Annotated in this window: 18 protein-coding genes; 7 read left to right on the top strand and 11 right to left on the bottom strand. The window is 74.0% G+C overall.

Features of this window, described 5'->3' with window-relative positions; translation table 11 throughout:
• Positions 1-44: 44 nt before the first annotated feature.
• From ACH47X_RS19415 to ACH47X_RS19405, 3 genes are all read left to right on the top strand, one after another.
• Positions 45-497, top strand: a complete 453-nt coding sequence (locus ACH47X_RS19415) for a MerR family DNA-binding transcriptional regulator (RefSeq protein WP_397406164.1) — start codon at positions 45-47, stop codon at positions 495-497.
• A gap of 58 nt (positions 498-555) precedes the next feature.
• Positions 556-1,566: an NAD-dependent epimerase/dehydratase family protein gene (locus ACH47X_RS19410; protein ID WP_397406163.1), complete on the top strand. Its 1,011-nt coding sequence runs from the start codon at positions 556-558 to the stop codon at positions 1,564-1,566.
• A 70-nt stretch (positions 1,567-1,636) separates the two neighbouring features.
• Positions 1,637-2,182 (top strand): ferritin, encoded by a 546-nt coding sequence (locus ACH47X_RS19405; RefSeq protein ID WP_397406162.1) that lies wholly within the window; start codon positions 1,637-1,639, stop codon positions 2,180-2,182.
• Positions 2,183-2,217: 35 nt separating this feature from the next.
• Here the strand turns inward: ACH47X_RS19405 and ACH47X_RS19400 are convergent, their stop codons facing one another.
• Positions 2,218-3,528 carry an FAD-binding oxidoreductase gene (locus tag ACH47X_RS19400; RefSeq protein WP_397406161.1) on the bottom strand — a complete coding sequence of 437 codons (1,311 nt, stop codon included), beginning with the start codon at positions 3,526-3,528 and terminating at the stop codon, positions 2,218-2,220.
• A 218-nt stretch (positions 3,529-3,746) separates the two neighbouring features.
• On the opposite strand from ACH47X_RS19400, the gene ACH47X_RS19395 reads away from it, so the two are divergent.
• Positions 3,747-4,202 carry a PH domain-containing protein gene (locus ACH47X_RS19395; RefSeq protein WP_397406160.1) on the top strand — a complete coding sequence of 152 codons (456 nt, stop codon included), beginning with the start codon at positions 3,747-3,749 and terminating at the stop codon, positions 4,200-4,202.
• 152 nt (positions 4,203-4,354) lie between these two features.
• Positions 4,355-5,794: a PH domain-containing protein gene (locus tag ACH47X_RS19390; RefSeq protein ID WP_397406159.1), complete on the top strand. Its 1,440-nt coding sequence runs from the start codon at positions 4,355-4,357 to the stop codon at positions 5,792-5,794.
• Here the strand turns inward: ACH47X_RS19390 and ACH47X_RS19385 are convergent.
• Complete coding sequence (locus ACH47X_RS19385) at positions 5,760-6,704, bottom strand: diacylglycerol/lipid kinase family protein (protein WP_397406158.1); 945 nt, start codon at positions 6,702-6,704, stop codon at positions 5,760-5,762. The two genes, ACH47X_RS19390 and ACH47X_RS19385, sit on opposite strands and share 35 nt — an antisense overlap.
• Between ACH47X_RS19385 and ACH47X_RS19380 the strand changes: the two genes are divergently transcribed.
• On the top strand, positions 6,682-9,945 hold the full coding sequence (locus ACH47X_RS19380; protein WP_397406157.1) for a BTAD domain-containing putative transcriptional regulator: 3,264 nt from the start codon (positions 6,682-6,684) through the stop codon (positions 9,943-9,945). The genes ACH47X_RS19385 and ACH47X_RS19380 overlap by 23 nt on opposite strands.
• On the opposite strand, the gene ACH47X_RS19375 is transcribed toward ACH47X_RS19380, so the two are convergent.
• The 3 genes from ACH47X_RS19375 to ACH47X_RS19365 are packed head-to-tail and all read right to left on the bottom strand — an operon-like array spanning position 9,929 to position 12,437.
• Positions 9,929-10,678 carry an ABC transporter permease gene (locus ACH47X_RS19375; protein WP_397406156.1) on the bottom strand — a complete coding sequence of 250 codons (750 nt, stop codon included), beginning with the start codon at positions 10,676-10,678 and terminating at the stop codon, positions 9,929-9,931. The two genes, ACH47X_RS19380 and ACH47X_RS19375, sit on opposite strands and share 17 nt — an antisense overlap.
• Positions 10,675-11,628 carry an ATP-binding cassette domain-containing protein gene (locus ACH47X_RS19370; protein WP_397406155.1) on the bottom strand — a complete coding sequence of 318 codons (954 nt, stop codon included), beginning with the start codon at positions 11,626-11,628 and terminating at the stop codon, positions 10,675-10,677. The genes ACH47X_RS19375 and ACH47X_RS19370 overlap by 4 nt, the downstream gene beginning before the upstream one ends.
• Positions 11,628-12,437 carry a lysostaphin resistance A-like protein gene (locus tag ACH47X_RS19365; protein WP_397406154.1) on the bottom strand — a complete coding sequence of 270 codons (810 nt, stop codon included), beginning with the start codon at positions 12,435-12,437 and terminating at the stop codon, positions 11,628-11,630. The genes ACH47X_RS19370 and ACH47X_RS19365 overlap by 1 nt, the downstream gene beginning before the upstream one ends.
• A 168-nt stretch (positions 12,438-12,605) precedes the next feature.
• On the opposite strand from ACH47X_RS19365, the gene ACH47X_RS19360 reads away from it, so the two are divergent.
• The gene (locus ACH47X_RS19360; RefSeq protein ID WP_397406153.1) at positions 12,606-12,983 is read left to right on the top strand and encodes a zf-HC2 domain-containing protein; all 378 of its coding nucleotides are present in this window, start codon (positions 12,606-12,608) and stop codon (positions 12,981-12,983) included.
• A gap of 9 nt (positions 12,984-12,992) precedes the next feature.
• On the opposite strand, the gene ACH47X_RS19355 is transcribed toward ACH47X_RS19360, so the two are convergent.
• From ACH47X_RS19355 to ACH47X_RS19330, 6 genes are all read right to left on the bottom strand, one after another.
• Positions 12,993-14,525 carry a cellulase family glycosylhydrolase gene (locus tag ACH47X_RS19355; protein ID WP_397406152.1) on the bottom strand — a complete coding sequence of 511 codons (1,533 nt, stop codon included), beginning with the start codon at positions 14,523-14,525 and terminating at the stop codon, positions 12,993-12,995.
• 260 nt (positions 14,526-14,785) lie between these two features.
• Entirely contained in the window at positions 14,786-16,384 is a 1,599-nt protein-coding gene (locus tag ACH47X_RS19350) for an FAD-dependent oxidoreductase (protein WP_397406151.1), read from the bottom strand.
• 8 nt (positions 16,385-16,392) lie between these two features.
• The gene (locus tag ACH47X_RS19345) at positions 16,393-17,448 is read right to left on the bottom strand and encodes a LacI family DNA-binding transcriptional regulator (RefSeq protein ID WP_397406150.1); all 1,056 of its coding nucleotides are present in this window, start codon (positions 17,446-17,448) and stop codon (positions 16,393-16,395) included.
• Positions 17,445-18,533: an ABC transporter ATP-binding protein gene (locus tag ACH47X_RS19340; RefSeq protein WP_397406149.1), complete on the bottom strand. Its 1,089-nt coding sequence runs from the start codon at positions 18,531-18,533 to the stop codon at positions 17,445-17,447. Before ACH47X_RS19340 ends, ACH47X_RS19345 begins: the two co-directional genes overlap by 4 nt.
• Positions 18,530-19,624 carry an ABC transporter ATP-binding protein gene (locus tag ACH47X_RS19335; protein ID WP_397406223.1) on the bottom strand — a complete coding sequence of 365 codons (1,095 nt, stop codon included), beginning with the start codon at positions 19,622-19,624 and terminating at the stop codon, positions 18,530-18,532. Before ACH47X_RS19335 ends, ACH47X_RS19340 begins: the two co-directional genes overlap by 4 nt.
• The gene (locus ACH47X_RS19330; RefSeq protein WP_397406148.1) at positions 19,624-20,547 is read right to left on the bottom strand and encodes an ABC transporter permease; all 924 of its coding nucleotides are present in this window, start codon (positions 20,545-20,547) and stop codon (positions 19,624-19,626) included. Before ACH47X_RS19330 ends, ACH47X_RS19335 begins: the two co-directional genes overlap by 1 nt.

Here is a 20,547-nt window from a genome sequence, read left to right as displayed (position 1 = left end):
GGCACAGTTGACCTCAAGCGCTCGAGGTGTCGCAGGCTGGGGACATGGCCACCACAGCAGCATCGCCGGAACGGGCACTCACCATCCAGCAGGTCGCCCGCCGCACCGGGCTGGCCCCGTCCACGCTGCGCTACTACGAGCAGATCGGGCTGATCCCGCACGTGGAGCGCGACCCGGACAGCGGGCACCGCCGGTTCGGGCCGCAGGTGGTCGAGACGCTGGAGGCGCTGTCCTGCCTGCGCGGCGCCGGCGTGCCCGTCGGCGAGATGCGGCGCTACCTGGCGCTGCTCGCCCCCGGCGACCTGGCGGCCGCCGCCGAGGAGGCCGCCCTGTTCGCCGCGCACGCCGACCGCGTCGAGGCCGAGATCGCCCGCCTCGGCGTACGCCTGGAGTACCTGCGGGCCAAGGCCGACCTGTGGCAGGCCCGCGTGGACGGCGACGCCGACGCCGAGCGGCGGGCGACCGACCGGACGCTCTCGGCGATGTCGCGGTTCTGAGCCCGCGGCCCCTCCCCGTACTTCCGTAGACACCCGCACCCATCCGAGGAGCAGCACCATGCCTGGACCTGTCATGCCCGAAACCGCGCCGTCCGAGAACCCGGTCCTCGTGACCGGCGGCACCGGCTACGTCGGTGGCCACCTTGTCGCCACCCTGCTGGAGCGCGGGTATCGCGTCCGCGCCACCGTACGCGACGCCGGTCGCGCCGACGCCGTCGGGCACCTGGTGCGTGTGGCCGGCGTCGACCCCGGCGACCGTCTGGAGACGGTCGTGACCTCCCTGGACGTCGACGCGGGCTGGGCCGAGGCCCTCGCCGGCGTGTCGGTGGTCCACCACGTCGCCTCGCCGTTCCTGTCGGTACCGCCCGAGCGGGCCGACGAGGTCATCGTGCCGGCCGTCGAGGGCACGCTCCGGGTGCTGCGCCACGCACGGGACGCCGGCGCGGCGCAGGTCGTGCTGACGTCGTCGTTCGCCGCGGTCGGGTACGGCCCGCTCGCCGCACGGCCCGACGAGCGACCGTACGACGAGCGCGACTGGACCGACCTCGACCACCCCAACGACCCCTACATCCGCTCGAAGGTGCTGGCCGAGCGGGCCGCCTGGGACTTCGTCGCCGAACAGGACACCGGCGCGCGGACGCCGCTCGGGCTGACCGTGCTCAATCCGACCGGCATCTTCGGTCCGGTGCTGGGCGGGCGGCTGTCCACGTCGGTCGGCGCGGTCGGCGCCATGCTGACCGGCGACCTGGCGACGCTGCCCCGGATGCGGTTCGGCGTCGTCGACGTGCGCGACGTCGCCGAGGCGCACGTGCGCGCGATGACGACGCCGGCCGCGGTCGGCGAGCGCATCCTGCTCACGAGCGGCGATGTGGTGACCTGGGGCTGGGTGATCGAGCTGCTGCGGCGCGAGCTCGGGGCGGAGATCACGACGGTGGAGCAGCCCGCCGTCGGCGAGCTGTCGCCCCTGGCGATCAGCAACGACAAGGCCCGGCGGCTGCTGGGGATGTCGTTCCGCCCGGCGCAGACCACGCTGCTGGACACCGCGCGCAGCCTTGCCCCCGCGCTCTGACGTGCCGCCGCGCGCCCCGGGAGACGACGCCCGCGAGATGACGCCCGGTGGATGACCTAGCGTTGGCCCCATGACGACCCACGAGGAGAACTCCGAGTACCTGCGGCTGCTGGGCGAGCAGGTGGGGCACGAGTTCGCGGCGCACCTCCAGTACGTGGCGATCGCGGTCTGGTTCGACAGCCACGACCTGCCCCAGCTCGCCGCGCACTTCTACCGGCAGGCGCTGGAGGAGCGCAACCACGGCATGATGATCGTCCAGTACCACCTGGACCGGTCCCTGCCCGTGGCGATCCCGGGCACGCCCGAGGTACGCAACGACTTTACGGACGTGCTGGAGCCCCTGCAGCTCGCGCTCGACCAGGAGCAGCAGGTCACCCGGCAGATCGAGGCCATCTTCAACGCGGCCCGCGCCGAGGGCGACGCCCTGGGCGAGCAGTTCCTGCTGTGGTTCCTCGAGGAGCAGGTCGAGGAGGTCGCCGCGGCCAACACCCTGGTCACCGTGGCCAGGCGCGCCGGCGACAACCTGTTCGACCTGGAGAACTACGTGGCCCGCGAGACGATCGGCGACTCGGGCGAGTCGGCGGCGGCCCCGCGCGCGGCGGGCGGGGCGCTCTGACCTGGCTCAGGAGCTGACGCGCCACCACCCGTCGCTCACGCCGGCGGGATGTTCTGGTTGAGGTGGAACACGTTCTCCGGGTCGTACTCCCGCTTGACCGCCGCGAGGCGGGCCAGCTTGGCCGGCGGGTAGGCCCGGCGTACGCCGGCGACGCCGTCGTCCGCGAGCACGTTGACGTAGACGCCACTGGCGTACGGCTCCAGCAGGGCCGCGTCGTGGCGCGCGGCGGCGATGCGGCGCGCGTCCTCGGCCGGGTCGGTCCAGCCCGTGGCCACGACGTACTCGAACCGCGTGGCGCGCTGGCTGAACGCGGCCTCGTCGTCCGGCACCTCGGCGATGGCGCCGCCGTACGCCTGCAGGCCCGCCCGCACGTCCGGGCCGTGGGCGAGCAGCGCCTCCAGGGCGGCGTCGGGCAGGTCGCTGAAGTAGTGGCCCTTCCAGTAGCGGCGCACGGCGTGGCCCGCCGTGTCGTCCTCGCGGGTCTGCAGGTCCAGGTAGGACAGCTCCGTGACCCGCCGACCTCCAGGCGTGCCCAGCGCGTCGAGCACCGCCGCGTGGGCACGACCCTCGGCCGGGTCACCCACCCAGACGAAGCCGAACGACGCGACACCGTCGTGCACGTGCGCGGTGTAGGTGGCCTCCCGCGGGGCGTCGGCGCTGAGGTCACGCCAGCGGAACGCCGCGGCCGCCGCGGCGTCGGCCGGGAAGTCGAGCTGGACGTCCAGGGCGCGCGTGCCGACGTCGTGCAGCCGGAACTCGAACTGGGTGACCACGCCGAAGTTGCCGCCCCCGCCGCGCAGCGCCCAGAAGAGGTCGGGCCGCTCGTCGGCGGACGCGCGGACGATCTCGCCGGCCGCCGTCACCACCTCGTAGGCGACGACGTTGTCGCAGGCCAGCCCGCAGCGGCGGGCGAGCCAGCCCATGCCGCCGCCCAGCGTGAGGCCGCCGACGCCGGTGTGCGAGACGTTGCCGGCCGTGGTGGCCAGGCCGAACGGCTGCGTGGCGGCGTCGAGCGCGCCGAGCAGCGCACCGCCCTGCACCCACGCCCGCCGGCTTTCCGGGTCCACGCGGACGGCGCCCATCGGGGTGAGGTCGATCATCAGGCCGCCGTCCGGCACCCCGTGCCCGACGACGCTGTGGCCGCCGCAGCGCACCCCCACCTCCAGGCCGTCGCGCCGGGCCAGGGCCAGCGCAGCGACGACGTCGCCGGCCGTGCGGCAGCGGACCACCACGGCAGGCTTGTGGTCCACCATCGCGTTCCAGACCGCGCGGGAGCTGTCGTAGCCGCTGTCGCCGGGACGAAGCACATCGAGCTCGGTCACCGCCGGGCCTTCGGTCGGGTCCATGGTCGTGCTCCTTCTGGTCGAGGGGATGCAACCGGTGCTGCAGGAAGAGACCGGAGTGGGGTACGGGACTCATCGGCACCTCCCGCCGCGCCCTGCCCCGGACCACGCCCAATAGCGTTGCCGCAGGCCACCGGGCTTGGGACCATGGGCGGGTGATATTGCCGACGACCGACGAGAATCCGAGCGCGGCCGTGCGGCTGCGTCCCCCACGACACGCAGTGGACCCGCGCGCCGTGGGCTGGTGGGCCCTCCAGTGGGTGCTGCTGACCGCGGTGCCGGTCGTGGTCCTGGTGGTGCTGGGCGCGCTGATCGCGCCCGCCCGCTTCTGGCTCCTCCTGCCCGCCGGGATCATCGCGGTGCTCGGCGCAGCCGCCGCGGTCGCCCTGCCGCGGCTGTGGTTCCGCCACCACCGCTGGGAGGTCACCGACGAGGCCGTGTACACGCGCACCGGCTGGTTCTTCCAGGAGTGGCGGGTCGCGCCGCTGTCCCGGATCCAGACCGTCGACACCGCGCGCGGGCCCCTGGAGCAGCGGTTCGGGCTCGCGACGCTCACCGTGACGACGGCGTCCGCCCGGGGCGCCGTCAAGATCGAGGGGCTCGACGCCGAGACGGCCGCCGACCTCGCCGCGGGCCTGACCGTAGCCACCCAGGCCACGCCCGAGGACGCGACCTGAGCGCCGTCGGCCCGGGCCCGGAGGTCGACGCCGCAGCCGACGCCGAGCACGCCGGCTGGGCACGCCTCGACCGCCGCGCCGTCCTGGCCGCCGCGGCCTACACGCTCGTCCCCGCCGGGAGCGCCGCGCTCATCACGGGCTACTGGCTGGCCGTGGGCAACGGGATCGGGTTCGCGCTCGCCTGGGTGCTGCCCCCGGTGGTGCTCGTCGTGCTCGCGGGCGCCGCGTCCGGCGAGTGGATGTGGCGCGTCACCCGGTACCGCGTGGGCGACGAACGGTTCCACGTGCACACCGGCGTCGTGGTGCGCAAGCGCCTCGCGCTGCGGCGCGAGCGCATCCGCACCGTGGACCTCACCGCCGACCCGGTGCTGCGCGTGCTCGGCGCCGCGACCGTGCGGGTGGGTACCGGCGAGCAGGCCGGCACGGAGGGGTCGGTCACGCTGTGGCCGCTGCGGCGGACGGACGCCGAGGCCCTGCGCGCCACCCTGCTCGCGCACGCGGCGCGGCCCGAGGTCTCCGCGGCCGGCTCCGGGACGGCCGGCGAGGAGGGGAGTCCCGACGGCACCCTGGTCCGGTTCGACCGTCGCTGGATCCGGTTCGCCCCGCTGTCCTTCCTGACGCCGGCACTCGGCGCCGCCGCGGCGGGCGGCCTGATCCAGGTGTCCGAGTGGTTCGGCCTGCAGGACGAGCTGTTCGAGGCGATCGGGTCGTGGTTCGGCCTGGCACCAGCGGTCCTCGTCGCGGTGGCCATGGGCGTGGGCCTGTTCGTGGCCGGCGGCGTGGCGACCGTGGCGCTGTGGGTCGAGTCCTGGTGGAACCACACGCTGGACCGCCAGTCCGACGGCACGCTGCACGTGCGGCGGGGCCTGCTCACCACGCGGTCCATCACGCTGGAGGAGGCGCGGCTGCGCGGCGTCGAGGTCGTCGAGCCCCTGGCCGCCCGCCTCGCGGGCGGCGCACGGGTCGACGCCGTCGCGACGGGGCTCGCGCAGGGCGAGGAGGACAAGACCGACAGCCAGATCCTGCTGCCGGTCGCGCCCGAGGAGCTCGCCGACCGGGTCGCCGCGGACGTGCTGCGCGAGCCGGACTCCCCCACGGCCGTTCCGCTGCGCGGGCACCCGGTCGCGGCGCGCGGGCGCCGGCTGCGCTGGGCGCTGGCCACGGTGCTCGCGACCGAGACCGTCCTGGTGCTGCTCGGCGTGCTGCTCACGCCCGTGCTGCTGCACATCGCGTGGTCCAGCGCGCTGGTGCTCGTACCGGTGGCGGTGCTGCTGGCGCTGGACGCGTACCGCGCGCTCGGCCACGCCCTGACCGAGCGCTACCTGGTGGCGCGCAGCGGCACGGTGCGCCGCGCCACGGTGGCGCTCCAGCGCCGCGGCATCGTGGGCTGGACCGTGCGGCAGTCCGTGTTCCAGCGCCGCGCCGGACTCGTCACCGTGCTCGCGACCACAGCGGCGGGCTCCGGCGCGTACGCCGTGCGCGACGCCGCCGAGGCGGACGGCCTGGCCCTGGCCGACGCCGCCGTCCCGGGGCTGCTGGCGCCGTTCCTGGAGCCGGTCAGCGCACCCGCACCGCACCCTCCTGCACGGTGACGGAGACCCGGGTCGTCTCGCCCAGGTCCTCGCCGTCGATCTCGAAGACCCGGGGCTCCGCGAGCTCCACCTGCAGGCTGCGCACGCGGCCGTGGGTGGCGCTCTCGCTGCTCTCGGCCGAGGCCCCGCCGCCGAGGACCCGCTTGATGCCGTTGTCCCAGACCATGTTCCGCAGCGTGTCGACCCACCCGGCGGCGCCGTCGGCGCTCAGGACCAGGAGGTCCAGCTCGCCGTCGCCGGGGTCGGCGTCGGGCAGCAGGGTGATCCCGGCCTGGAGCATGCCGCAGTTGCCGACCAGCAGGGTGTGCGCGCTGTTGCGGTCGAGCTCCCGGCCATCAGCCGTGATCCGGACGTCGAGGGTGCCGCTGGCCGACAGCGCCCGCCCGAGGGACTCGACGTAGGCGAGCCAGCCCACCTTGTCCTTGAGGTCGTCGTCGGTCTCGGTGATCATGTGGGCGTCGAGACCGAACCCGGCCATGACGGCGAACGCGTGCCGCTCGGTGCCGCCCTCGAGGTCGATCTCCAGCCAGCCCACGTCCAGGGCCCGGGCCTCGCCGGTGAGCGCCCGCCGGAAGGCCGCGGCCGGGTTGAGCAGCGGGACCCGCAGGTTGCGGGCCAGCAGGTTGCCCGTGCCGAGCGGGACGATGCCCAGGTCGACGTCGGCCCCGGACTCCGCGAGGTGCTCCGCGACGGCCCGGACCGTCCCGTCCCCGCCCGCGGCGACGAGCACGTCGGCGCCGGCCTCGATCGCGCGGGCCGCGGCGCCCTGGCCCGGGTCGTCCGGCGTCGTCTCGAACCACTGCTGGTCGACGTCCGAGCGCCCGGCCGAGGCGGCCTTCCTCAGCGCCGTCTCGAGGCTCTCCCGGGTGGTCTTGCTGGGGTTCCAGATGATCCCGACGCGTGCGCTCATGGCGTCATGGTTCCACGGCACCCGCAGCACCGGCACCATGTGCCAAGATCTGCCGGTGCTGATCAGGATGCTGGGATCGTTCGAGGTCATCGGGGACGACGGCGTGCCCGCCGACGTCCCCGGCGCGCGGCTGCGTACGCTGCTGGCCACCCTGGCGCTCGACCCCGGCAGGGTCGTCCCCCGGTCCGCCCTGGTCGACCGCATCTGGGGCGAGGCCCCGCCGTCCGACGCGACCAACGCGCTGCAACGTCTGGTCTCGCGGCTGCGCAAGGTGCTGCCGGACGGCGTCCTGGAGGGTCAGGTGAACGGCTACCGGCTGCTCGTGGACCCCGACGCCGTCGACGCCGTGCGGTTCGAGCGCCTCGTCGCCCGTGCGCGCGACGCCGACGTCGCCGGCCGGGTCCGGATGCTGCGCGAGGCCCTCGCGCTGTGGCGGGGCCCCGCCCTGCAGGACGTCGGCGGGGCGGACGGTGAGGTCGGGGGCGGGAACCTCGGCGTCGCGGTCACCCGCCTCGACCGCCTCCGCCTGACGGCCCTGGAGGACCGGTTCGACGCCGAGCTCGGGCTCGGCCACGGCGCCGAGGCCGTCACGGAGCTGACCGACCTGGTCGCCGAGCACCCCGTGCGCGAGCGGCTGGTCGCCACGCTCATGCGCGCGCTGGCCGAGACCGGGCGCGACGCCGAGGCGCTGGAGGTCTACCAGCGCACGCGCGAGGCACTGGCCGACGCGCTCGGCGTGGACCCCTCGCCGGAGCTGTCGGCCCTGCACGTCGCACTGCTGCGCGGCGAGCTGGCCCCGCGGGCGGCGACCCGCCGGACCAACGTGCGGGCCGCGCTGACCAGCTTCGTGGGCCGGGACGCCGACCTCGCCGTCGTGCGTGGCCTCGTCGCGGACCACCGGCTGGCAACCCTGGTCGGACCGGGCGGTGCGGGCAAGACCCGGCTGGCCACCGAGGCCGCGGGCCTCCTGGCCGCCGACCTCCCCGACGGGGCGTGGCTGGTCGAGCTCGCCCCGCTCGGGCCCGACGACGACGTGGCGCAGGCGGTGCTCACCGCGCTCGAGCTCCGCGACGCCCTGCTCGGCGAGGGATCCACCCTGGACGCGACCGAACGGCTCGTCGCCGCCGTCCGCGACCGTGAGGCCCTGCTGGTCCTGGACAACTGCGAGCACGTGATCGACTCCGTGGCGCGGTTCGCCGAGCGGGTGCTCGGCGAGTGCCGGCGGCTGCGGATCCTGGCCACGAGCCGCGAGGCCGTCGGCATCCCGGGCGAGGCCCTGTGGCAGGTGCTGCCCCTTGCCCTGCCGGACGCCGCGGCCGCCGCCGGCGAGATCGGGTGCGCGCCCGCCGTCCGGCTGCTGCTCGACCGGGCGGGCGCGGTGCGCGCGGGCCTGGCCGGCGACGCCGGCACCCTGGCGACCATGGCCCGCGTCTGCCGCGCCCTGGACGGGATGCCCCTGGCCATCGAGCTGGCCGCCGCCCGCCTGCGCACCATGTCCATCGACCAGCTCGCCGCGCGGCTCGACGACCGGTTCCGGCTGCTGACCGGCGGCAGCCGCACCGCCCTGCCCCGGCACCGCACGCTGCGCGCCATGGTCGACTGGAGCTGGGAGCTGCTGTCGGACGCCGAGCGGACCGTCCTGCGCCGGCTGTCCGTGTTCCGTGGTGGGGCGAGCCTGGACGCCGCGGAGCACGTCTGCGCCGACCCGGCGACGGACGTGCCGCCGGACGACGTGCTCGACCTGCTCACCGCGCTGACCGAGAAGTCGCTCCTGGTCGCGGACGGCACCGCGCACGCCCCCCGCTACCGGATGCTCGGCACCATCAAGGAGTACGCGGCGCAGCGCCTCGCGGAGGCCGGGGAGGCCGAGCAGACCCGCCGCGCCCACCTGGCCTGGTGCACCGAGCTCGCCGAGACCGCCGAGCCGTACCTGCGTCGCGCCGAGCAGCTCGACTGGCTCGCCACGCTCACCGTCGAGCACGACAACCTCACGGCCGCGATGCGCGGTGCCCTCGCGGCCGGCGAGGCCCCGGAAGCGATGCGGCTGGCGGCCGGCTCCGGATGGTACTGGTGGCTCAGCGGGCACAAGTCCGAGGGCATGGACCTGCTGCTGGCCGCCACCAGGCTGCCCGGCGACGTGCCCGACGACGTCCGGGCCTGGGTGTACGCCCTGCTCTCGGCCTTCCTGAGCGTGGGCCTGGGTGACGAGCACACGGCCGCCGACTGGATCCACAAGGCCTACCGGTTCAGCCAGGACGCCGAGGGGCGGCACCCCGCGCTGCCGCTGACCATCCCGCTCGAACGCCTCCTCGTGGCGCCCGACGAGGGCCTGGCCGCCTGGACCGACGTGCTCGACGACCCGGATCCCTGGGTACGCGCACTGGCCCGCCTGCACCTCGGCAAGCTGCGGCTCCTCCTCGGCCAGGACGAGCAGGAGGCGGAGGCGGACCTCGCCCAGGCGCTCGCGGAGTTCCGCGCGCTCGGCGAACGGTTCGGCATCTCGTTCGCGCTGTCCGAGCTGGGCGACCAGCTCGCGGCGCGCGGCGACCTCGCCGCGGCGTGCGCACACTACGAGCAGGCGGCCGTCGTCGTCACCGAGATCGGCGCGCTCGACGACGTCATCCTGATCAGGTCGCGCCTGGCCCACCTGCACTGGCTGCTGGGTGACGAGGACGCGAGCGCCGCCGCGATGGCCGAGGCCGAGCGGCACGCGCGCCGGGTCACGTGGCCGGGCACGCTGGGCGCGCTGGAACTGGCCCGGGCGGAGCTCGCCCGCTGGCGCGGAGCGGCCGACGAGGCGCGTGAGCACCTGACCGCCGCGGCGGAGATCTGGGGCGAGGACACCGACGGGGCGCACATCAGCGCCGTCCTGCGCGACCAGCTCGGCTACCTCTCCCCCGACATCGACGAGGCGCGCGCCCACCACGCCGCGGCCCTCCGGGCGGCCGTGGAGACCGGGCACGCGCCGATGGTCGCGGTCGCGCTGGTGGGCGTCGCGGACCTGGCGCTGCGGCTCGGGGAGCCCGAGCAGGCCGCGCGGCTGCTCGGGGCGAGCGCTGCCGTGCACGAGCGGCGCGACTACCGCGCCATGCCGGACATCATCCGGGTCGAGGCCGCGGCACGGAGCCGCCTCGGCGACACGGGGTTCGCCGAGGCGGCTCGGGTGGGGCGGGAGCCGGGATCGGAATCGATGCCCGCACCGGACTGGGAGCGGCTCGCCGCGGTCACGCTCGCTTCGTGAACGTGGCGCCCGCCCACAGGTAGCCCACCAGCGCGATGCCGACGCACCAGCCGACGGCGACCAGCGCGGTGCCGAGCTCCGGCGTGCCCGCGAGCAGGCCCCGTACGGTCTCGATGATCGGCGTGAACGGCTGGTACCGCGCGAACTGCGCCAGCCCGGGGCCCATCGTGTCGGCCGGGACGATCGCGCTGCTGAAGAACGGCAGCATGACCAGCGGCACGGATGCCAGGCCCGCCGTCTCCGGCGACCTCGCCGCCAGGCCGAGCGCGACGGTCAGCCAGCCGGTCGCGAAACCGAGCAGCACGACCATGCCGGCCACGCCGAGCCAGTCCAGGCCGCTCGCCGCCGGGCCGAACCCGAGCAGGAACGCCACGCCGAGCAGGGCCGTCACGGCGACGACGTTGGTCAGCAGGCTGGCCACGACGTGGCCCGTCAGCACCGCGCTGCGCGAGACGTCCATGACCTTGAACCGGTTGATGATCCCCTTGGTCATGTCGGAGTTCACCGCGGTGGCGGTGGAGCCCAGGCCGTAGCAGACGGCCAGCAGGATCAGCCCGGGCGTCGCGTAGTCGATGTAGTCGACGCCCACGTCGAAGGCGTCGCCGAACATGTAGACGAACATCAGCAGGATGATGATCGGCATCAGCACCGCGTTGAACACGGCGGTCGGGTTACGGGCGACGTGCTTGAAGTTGCGGCGCAGCATCACCAGCGCGTGGGTCGGGGCGCTCATCGGGCGGCCTCCTTCTCTGTTGCCTGCTTCTCGGTGCCGTGGCCCGTCAGGGCGAGGAAGACGTCGTCGAGGTCGGGAGAGTGCACGGACAGCTCCTCGGCGCTCAGGGAGTACTCGTCGAGCCGGTCCAGCAGGGTCCGCAGCGACCGGGTGCCGCCGTCGCCGGGTACCCGCAGGCTCAGCGCGTCGTCGTCCCGCGTGGCGTCGGTCAGGACCCGCGCGGCGGCGTCGAGCTGGTCGAGGGTGGCGAACCGCAGCCGCACGTGGGTGCCGGGGATGCGGCGCTTGAGCTCGTCGGGCGTGCCCTCGGCCACGATGCGGCCCTGGTCCAGGACGGCGACCCGGTCGGCGAGCTGGTCGGCCTCCTCCAGGTACTGCGTGGTGAGGAAGATCGTCACGCCGTCGGCCACCAGGTCGCGGATGATCGACCACATCGTGCGGCGGCTGCGCGGGTCCAGGCCCGTGGTCGGCTCGTCGAGGAAGATGATCTCCGGGGCACCGACCAGGGTCATCGCCAGGTCGAGCTTGCGGCGCATGCCGCCCGAGTAGGTCGACGCCGGCTTGTGGGCCGCCTCGGTCAGCTCGAACCGCTCCAGCAGCGTGGTGACGGACGGCCCGGCGGCGGCGCGGCCGCTCAGGTCCACCATGAGCTGCAGGTTCTCGGTCCCGGTCAGGAGCTCGTCGACGGCGGCGAACTGGCCGGTCACGCCGATCGCGGCGCGCACGGCCTTCGCCTCGGCCGCCAGGTCGTGGCCGGCGACGCGAGCGGTACCGCCGTCGGCTCGGGTCAGGGTGGTCAGGAGGTTCACCGTCGTCGTCTTGCCGGCACCGTTGGGGCCGAGCAGTGCGAAGATGGTGCCGGCCCGGACGTCGAGGTCGATGCCGTCGAGCACGACCTTGTCCTTGAACGTCTTGCGCAGTCCCGAGACCGCGATCGCGAGGTCGCTCATCACATGACCCCCAGCATCAGGGCGACGGTGCCGCCGGTGGCCATGAGCAGCGTGGTGCCGGCGTGCATGCCGATGGACAGCCGCAGGTCCTGCTTCTTCCAGACGAACCACGGGCCGGGGAAGAAGAAGATCACGCGGGACAGGAACACCCAGGGCGACCACAGGTGGTAGAGCGAGAAGAGCACGGTGCTGAGCACCGGCGCCCACGCGCCCAGGTGGGCGAGGCGCGGCATCAGGAACCCACGGAAGTAGTACTCCTCGATGAGCGGCAGCGTGAACCCGGTGAACGGGATGGACGCGGCCAGCGTGATGATCATGACCGTGCGGTCGTTGCCCTCCAGGTAGGTGGTGGCGCTGGCGCCGACGTCGTCGAACGGGAGCCACGTGAAGAAGGCCTCGAAGACGGCGCTGTCCAGGACGGTGAGCGCGGAGGAGACCGCCACGAACCACACGATCAGGCCCGCGACCATGGCGACGAGCCGGCCGCGCGGGACCGGCTTGTCCAGGTAACCCAGCACACCGCGCAGCGACCACCGGCCGGTGCGGTAGCGGCCGAGCCAGAGCAGCCCGAGCTGGAGCGGGTAGAGCACGATGACCAGGGCGATCGCCCAGCCCAGGAACGACGGGTAGTCGATGGCCCGCACCAGCGGCTGGGCCACGAGCAGGTAGACGGCGACGATCAGCACGCCGGGCACGAGGTGCAGGGCGATCGACAGCGGGAGGGAGTGGCGCTCGGCGAGCAGCAGCTCGGCGACGCGGTTGGTTCGCGTGTCCTCGACGAAGGCCGTGGGGCCGGTTCTGTTGTCCATGCCGAGGATGCTGTCCGGCCCCGCGGACACGACGCTGACACGGCGCTGACACGGCTCCCGGTTCGCTGTCAGCGGTATCACGTGCTCGTTTGCGCAACTCCTGGTCGGCAGTGGCACTATTGCCCGGCCGGGCAGACCGGACACTCTGCACAGAGGGGGCAGTTCCGCGTGACGATCACGGGTGCACGCCAGGCCGAGGTGGCCAGGCTCCGCACCGCGCTGTCCGGATTGCCGGACCTCCCGCCGGGGAACCGCCCCGCGGCCGGCGCGAGCGCCGGGCGACGGCCGGAGTGCCGCTCCACCCGCGCCGCGATCCACGACTACCTCGCCGGGCGGCTGCTCCCCCACCGCCGCCGGCGACTGGAGAGGCACCTGGACGGCTGCGCCGAGTGCATCCGCGCATTCATCGACGTGCGCCAGGTCTCCTGGAACCGCAGCGCCCTGGACCGGCGCCTGGTCGCCGACGGCCACCCGGGCGGGCGGCACCGCCGTCCAGCCCGCCGCCGTGTCAGACGTACAGGTCATTCGGGTGACCTGTACGTCTGACACGTGCCGCTAGGCCGCGCGGACCGCGACCTCGAACACCCTGGCCACGTCCGGCGTGTAGTTCGACGGGTCGGTGATCACCAGCCGCACCTGGTCGACGGCGGCCGCCGGGCCCGGGGCGCTGACCAGGCCGAGCGTGTTGTCGTCGAAGGCGGCGGCCCGCTGCCACCCGGCGGAGGTGTGCACCTCGACCGTGAAGTCGCGCAGCACGTTGACCGAGCCCCCGCCCACGAACCCGCTGTAGACGTCGACCTGGTCGACGACGGTGGGTGCGTCGAGCGTGATCGTCAGGGTGGGCGTGGTGTCGCCGGAGGCCGAGAGCCAGCGCCCGGCGTTGGTGCAGTCGCCGTCCACCGCCTTGTCCGCCCCGCTGGTCGCGCTCCCGGACGACGACGCGACGGCCGTCGCGCCCACCGCCGCGTGGGAGGCGCACGGCGACGCGTACGGCTGGTCCGCGAGCCACGCCTTGATCATTGCGCCCTGGTGCTCGCCGCCGAGCAGGTTCCAGTCGTGGTCGAACATCTGCGGCTTCCAGTAGTTGTCGAAGAGCCACGCGGTCCAGCTGATGTGCGGGCGGGCGTCGAGGTACTGGCGCAGCGGGATGCCCCACCCCGACGTCGTGCCCTGGGTGACCACCGGGTCGGAGAACTCGCCCGGTGGGTTCCAGCCGAACTCGGTGAGGATCACGGGGATCTGCTGGGCCGCGTTGCCGAACTTGGCGTCCAGGTTGGCCGCCGTGGCGTCCCCCTGGTTGGGGTACAGGTGGTAGACGTACGCGATGTCGTTGCCCGCGATCGGGTCGGCCGCGGCCTGGTTGACGTAGGTGCTCCACTGGGGGCCGCCCATGAGCAGCAGCGTCTCGGGCGCGACGGCGCGGATGTCGTCCACCACCGGTTGGATGTACGCCTTCCACGTGGCCCAGCTCGCCGGGGCGACGGGCTCGTTGAAGACCTCGTAGATCACGTTCGGCACGTCCGCGTACAGGGGCGCGACGTAGTCCCAGAACTCCGACACGGTGGACTGCGGCACCCCGGTGCTGCCGTAGTCGGACACGTAGTGCAGGTCCACGATGATGTAGATGCCCAGCTCCACGGCCTGCTGCACGTAGGGGTCCACGTACTGGGCCACGTTGTCCTCGACGCTGAGCGAGCCCCAGACCGTGACGGGCAGGCGCACGACGTCGGACTGCCAGCCGTCGGACACGGTCATGTCGATCACGTCGGAGATCGGCTTCGGGTGGCACTCGGGGCACTCGGCGTTGTGGCGGGGCGCCAGGACGGACACGCCCCGGAGCTGGACGGGGGTGCTGGCGGCGTTGACGATCTTGTTGCCCGCGGTGCCGAGGCGGGAGACGGCGGCGGGGGCCGCGTCGGGCGCACCCGACGCCGGGACCGCGAGGCCCAGGGCCGCCACGACCAGCGCGAGCGCCGACGCGGCGACCGCGTGCCGGCCCGCTGCCCGTCCCCGCCGCGGCGGCCGCGCGGCCGGGCGGGAGACGGCGGGAACAGTGGACGGCACGTCGGCGCGGGCTGAGGTCGGCACGTCGTCGGGCGCGGTGGTGTGAAGAGCTGGGGCGGGCCGGGGCCTGGGGCCCCTGAAGAGGATTTTTCGCAGCACGATGGTTCTCCGTTCTTCGTCGAACGAGCGGTCGAGCTGGTGCAGGGCATGGCACAAGGCATGGCACAAGAGGTGGCACAAATGAGATCGGTCGGCTGCCCTGAGACCGGTCGGTCGACTGACCGGTCTCGGTGCAGCGGACCGAAGTCAGTGAGTTCGGTCAGTTGCCTCTGGTCACCTCCCCCTTACTCGCGGTGGGTGCGGATGTCGTCGGGCCACGCGAGCGTGGTGCCGAGCGTGTCGGTCAGGAGGCGCTGGTAGTCGGCCAGCCGTGCGGGGTCGTTGCGCACCTTGCGCGGCGGCAGTCCGCGGTCGAGGCAGAACGCGACCAGCGCACCGACCGCCTCGCCGATGCCCCACTCGACGGGGTGCAGCCGGTAGCAGCCGTTGGTGATGTGCGTGGTGCCGATGTTCTTGCCCGCGGGCAGCAGGTTCTCCACCCGCACGGGCACGAGCGCCCCCAGCGGCACCTGGAACGGGTACGCCTCGATGTCCACGTAGGAGCGCCCGGCGGTGCTGGGGTGCAGGTCGATCCGGTAGCGCCCCAGGCCCACGGTGTCGGGGAAGACCGCGCTGCCGGCGCCGTCGGGCCGGGCCTGCACGCCCACGTGCCGCTCGGTCACGGTCAGCTCCGCCCGGAGGCGCCGGGCCTCGCGGATGTACGGGGTCTTGGCCAGGCCGTCGGGCGTGCCGGTCACGTCGGGGCGCAGGCGCAGGCCCGGGTAGCCGGTGCCGCCGTCGGGCCGGGGCGCCTCCGTCTGGAGCCAGTGCAGGAACGAGGACGACAGGTCCCGCGCGCCCGCGAGCGCCGCCGCGCGGGCGGCGTCGTCGACGCCGGGGCCGAGCAGGGGCGCCTCCCAGTAGTCGATCTGGGGCCAGTTGACGATCGTGACGTCGCGGACCGCGCCGTCGGCGAAGTTGTCGCGGGCCAGTACGCGCCGGAAGGTCCACAGGGGGAAGTGGGCGCCCAGGGCGTGGTCGGCCTCGAAGAGCCGCCAGGTGCGCTGCTGCAGGGTGATGGGCACGACGTCGTCGAAGGAGAGCTGTGGTCCGGGCCAGAAGGGGGCGACGGCGGTGCGCCAGTGGTCGTAACCGGCCGGGCGGCCGATGGTGTGGTCCTCGCCGGGCCGGTGCTCCAGCGCGAAGCACCAGGAGATCGCCTGCTGGTCCAGGGGGTCGGCGACGGCGGGGGCGTGCGGCTCGCCGGTCTCGTCGCGCCCCTCGGCGCCGATGACGTGCTCGACGTCGGCGAGCTCCAGGAGGTCGCCGAGCTCGGTGGCGTCGACGACGTAGGCGGCCTGGACGATGGTCTCGGTGCCGTCGCGGGTGTCGCGCAGGGTGACGGCGTCGACCTCGTCGCCGGAGGTGTGGGCGGCGACGGGCTCGTGGCACAGCAGCAGCTCGATCTGCCCGCCGGCGCGCCAGGGCGCGATCATCTCCTCCAGGACGGCGGCCGCGACGCGCGGCTCGTGGCACAGGTGGCTGACGATGCCGAGGCCGGGGTCGAGCAGCGGGTCCGCGGCGGCGAGCGGTGTGAGCGGGTAGTTGCGCCGGTAGTAGTCGCGCACGCGACGGCGCAGCTCGGCGTACCCGGGCGGGGCGTAGCGGTCCTCGATCCAGGTGTGCTCGTCGGGCGGCACGGCCTGCGCGGTGAGCTGGCCGCCGAGCCAGTCGGTGGGCTCGGTCAGCACCGCGCGCCGGCCCAGCCGGGCCGCGGTGAGGGCGGCGGCCACGCCGCCCATGCCGCCGCCCACGATCAGGACGTCGGTCTTGCGTTCGGTCATACCCCTGCTCATTCGGCACTCCCCTTCTTCGGGCCGGCCACGGTCTCGCCCGCGACGACGACGCACGGCACGAGCACGTCCGTCACGGGCTGCCCGGCCTCGTCGAGCATGCCGACGAGCGTGTCGATGGCGAGGCGGCCCACCTCGCGGCGCGGGATCTGCAGGCAGTCCCAGCGCACCGGAGCGTCGGGTCCCACACCCTCCAGGACGGCGACGGACACGTCGCGCGGCACGATCAGCCCGCGCTCGGCGAGCCGCTCGGCCAGCGGGCTGGCCAGCCACTCGGCGTCGGCGACGACGGCGGTGACCGCGCCGTCGGCCACGGCGTCGAGCCAGGCGGGATCACCGTCGGCCGAACCCGGGCTCGCCGGCGAGACGTCCCGCAGCCCGCGCCGTGCGACGGCCGACTCGTACCCGCGCCGCCGGTCGGCGTACGACTCCTCGTCGATCCCGCTGCTCAGGTAGCCGATCCGCTCGTGCCCCAGGTCGGCCAGCCGGTCGACGATGGCGGCGGCGGCCGACTCGTAGTCGGGCACGACGCAGGTGATGCGCGTGCCGGGCACCTCGCGGCGGCCGATGTGCACGAACGGGTAGCCGTCGGCCTCCAGCCGGGCCAGCTCGGCCCGGTCGGCGGCGACGCCGAGGAGCACCGCGCCGTCGGCCACGTTGAGGCGGTTGACGCCGTCGCGGTAGACGCGGCGGCGCCCGTCGCTGCCGCCCGTGGAGGTGAACAGCACCAGGTCGTGGTCGATCTCCTCGGCGCGCTCCTCGATGCCGAGCAGGAACTCGAAGTAGAAGTCCTCGCGTGCCCGCGGGAACACGGCCTCGAAGGTGTGCACGCCGAGCAGGCGGTTGCGGCCGGTGCGCAGCTTGCGGGCCGTCGGGTTGGGCACATAGCCCAGCTCCTTGATCGCGTCCTGGATGCGCCGGACCGTGGCCTCGGGGATGCGGGCCGCGTCCGTGTCGCCGCCGATCACGCGGGACACGGCGGACTGCGAGACGCCGGCCAGCCGGGCGACGTCGGACTGGCGGGGCGCCCGGGCGCGCCGCGGGGTGGTGGTCACTGGTTCTCCTGTGCGGGGTCCGGGGCGGGTTCCGGAAGGGTCGGGTCGGTGGCGTGCAGCCAGCAGCGGGCCCAGCGGCCGTCGCCCAGGTCGGCGCGCGGCGGGGCCTGTGTGCGGCACACGTCCATCGCGAACGGGCAGCGCGGGTGGAACCGGCAGCCGGGCGGTGGGTCGATCAGGCTGGGCGGCTCGCCCAGGCCGTCGGCGTCGGCGTCGAACAGGGCCTCCCGGTCGCGTGCGCCGCGGCCCGGGTCGGGCGAGGACTCCACCAGCAGCCGGGTGTACGGGTGCTGCGGGTCTGCGATGACCTGCTCCTTGGGCCCGCCCTCGACCATCTCCCCGGCGTACATCACCACGACGTCGTCGCAGAGGTAGCGGGCGCTGGCGATGTCGTGCGTGATGTAGAGCAGGGCCAGGCCGTCCTCGGTGCGCAGGCGGTCGAGCAGGTTGAGCATCTCCAGGCGGATGGAGACGTCCAGCATCGAGATGGGTTCGTCGCCGAGCAGCACCTTGGGCTCCACAGCCAGGGCGCGGGCGATGACGACGCGCTGGCGCTGCCCGCCCGAGAGCTCGTGGGGAAACTTGTCGGCGTACTGCTCGGCGGGGGTCAGGGCCACGCGCTCCAGCAGCTCCCGCACCCGCCGGTCCAGCTCGGCCTTGCCGCGCACCCCGTGGTGCAGCTTGAGGGGCCGCTCCAGGTTGTGCCGCACGCGGTGCAGCGGGTTCAGCGAGCCGAAGGGGTCCTGGAAGATGAGCTGGACGTCCTTGTGGTAGCCGCGCTCCACCCGCCCGCGGCGCTGCCGCACCGGCACGCCCTCCAGCACGATCTCCCCGCTCGTGGGTGCGTAGAACCCGGCGAGCAGCCGCGCGAGCGTCGTCTTGCCGCTGCCCGACTCCCCCACCAGCGCCACGACGCGGCCGCGGTGCAGGTCGATCGTCGCACCCTCGACGGCGCGCACCACGGAGCGGGCGCCGACGGCGGAGCGCACCGTGAAGTGCCGGGTCACGTCGGTGGCCCGCAGCACGGGGACCTCGGGTTCGGCGGCTCCCGGGGCGGACGGCGCGGGGACGGTGGTCGCGGTCATGCCGGTCCTCCTGCGGTGGTCTCGGGTCTGACGGTCGGGTCGTGCAGCCGGCAGGCGACGGCGTGCCCGCCGACGTCGGACCGTCCTGAGGTGACCAGCTCCGGCAGGTGCGCGTCGCACCCCTCGAAGCGCCGGGGGCACCGTGGGTGGAACGGGCACCCGGAGGGCGGACGACGCAGGTCGGGCGGTGTGCCCGGGATGCCCGTGAGCCGCGTCAGGGGCGCATGCAGCGGCGGGAACGAGTCGCGCAGGCCGCGCGTGTAGGGGTGGAGCGGGTCGTCGTAGAGCTCGCGGGCCGTGCCGAGCTCCACGATGCGGCCGGCGTACATGATGGCGATGCGGTCGGCGAGCTCCAGCAGCAGGGACAGGTCGTGCGTCACGAAGACGACGGCGAACCCCAGCGTGCGGCGCAGCCGCAGCACCTGGGCCAGGATCTGCCGCTGCATGACGACGTCGACCGCCGTCGTCGGCTCGTCCATGACCACCAGCTCCGGGCCGCACGCGAGCGCGAGCGCGATGCTGGCGCGCTGCCGCATGCCGCCGGACAGCTCGTGCGGGTAGCTGCGCGCCCGGTCCCCCGAGATGCCGACCGTGGCGAGCAGCTCGGCGGCGCGCGCCCAGGCGTCGTCCTTGCTCAGCGTCCGGTCGTGGGTGCGCAGCGCGTCGGCGAACTGCGCGCCGAGCCGCATGACCGGGTTGAGGGCGTCCATGGCGCTCTGCAGCACGATGGACAGGGACGTCCAGCGCAACGCCCGCAGCGTCTTCGGGCTGGCGGTGACGAGGTCGACGGCGGGGCCGCCGTCGCGCGGGTGGAACACGATGCTGCCCGCGGTGGTGACGGCGGGCGGGCGCTGCAGCCGGGTCAGGGCGGTGATGAGCGTGGACTTGCCGGAGCCGGACTCGCCCGCGACACCCAGGATCTCACCCCGGCGCAGGGTGAAGGTGACGTCGGCACAGGCGCGCACCGGGTCGCCGCCGGTCACGTACTCGACGGTCAGGCCGGAGACATGCAGGACGTCGCCCCCGGCTTCCCGTGCGGAGGTGGTCCCGGCGTCGGACCGGTCGGTGTCAGGCACGAACTGGGCGACCATCACACATCGCTCCCTACGGTGGTCTCGGCGGCACGGCCCTGGGTGCGGCGCACCACGGAGCGCCGCACCGCGCGCAGCTTGGGGTTGGCCAGCTCGTCGACGCCGAAGTTCACCAGCGTCGCGGCCGTCGCGACCAGGGCGATGCACAGGCCCGGCGGCACGAACCACCACCACATGCCGCGCAGCACGGCGCTCTGCTGCTGGGCGGCCTGGATCATGGTGCCCCAGCTGATCGCGCCGGAGTCGGAGATCCCGAGGAACGCGAGACCTGCCTCGGTCATGACGCCGCCGATGACGCCCGACAGGAACATCGCGGCGATCCAGCCGGTCAGGTGCGGCAGCACCTCGTGGAACAGGAGCCGGTGGTGCGGTTCGCCGAGGGTGCGCATGGCGAGCACGAAGTCGCGGTTGCTCACGCTCATGGCCTGCGCGCGGATGGTGCGGGCGCCGCCCGACCAGCCGAAGAAGCCGATGATCAACGCGATGACCCACAGCCCCGTGCCCTGCATGTAGCCGGCCACGATGAGGATGAGCGGCAGCACGGGCATGACGATGAACAGGTTGGACAGGAAGTTGAGCCAGGCGTCGGTGCGCCCGCCGAAGTACCCGGCGGGCAGCCCGACGAGGATCGCGAGCGCCGTGCCGATCACGGCCGAGAGGAACCCGACGAACAGGGAGCCGCGGGCGCCCTCGATGGTCTGGGCCAGCACGTCCTGACCGAACTGGGTGGTGCCGAGCCAGTGCGTGGCGCTGGGCGGCTGGCCGATGGCGGTGAGGTCGTTGGCGCGCGGGTCGAGGCCGGGGATGCTCGCCGTCAGCCAGGGCCCGAGGAGGGCCAGGAGGACGAAGAAGCCGATGACCGACAGGCCGACACGGACCTTCCAGCCTCTGACAAGCCCTGCACCGAGGAGTCCGGTTCTCAT

Origin of the sequence: Promicromonospora kroppenstedtii, from assembly GCF_044389675.1 — a bacterium.
Lineage (GTDB): Bacteria > Actinomycetota > Actinomycetes > Actinomycetales > Cellulomonadaceae > Promicromonospora > Promicromonospora kroppenstedtii.
Note: the sequence above shows the minus strand (reverse complement) of the source record. Positions and strands in the feature narration are given on the sequence as shown.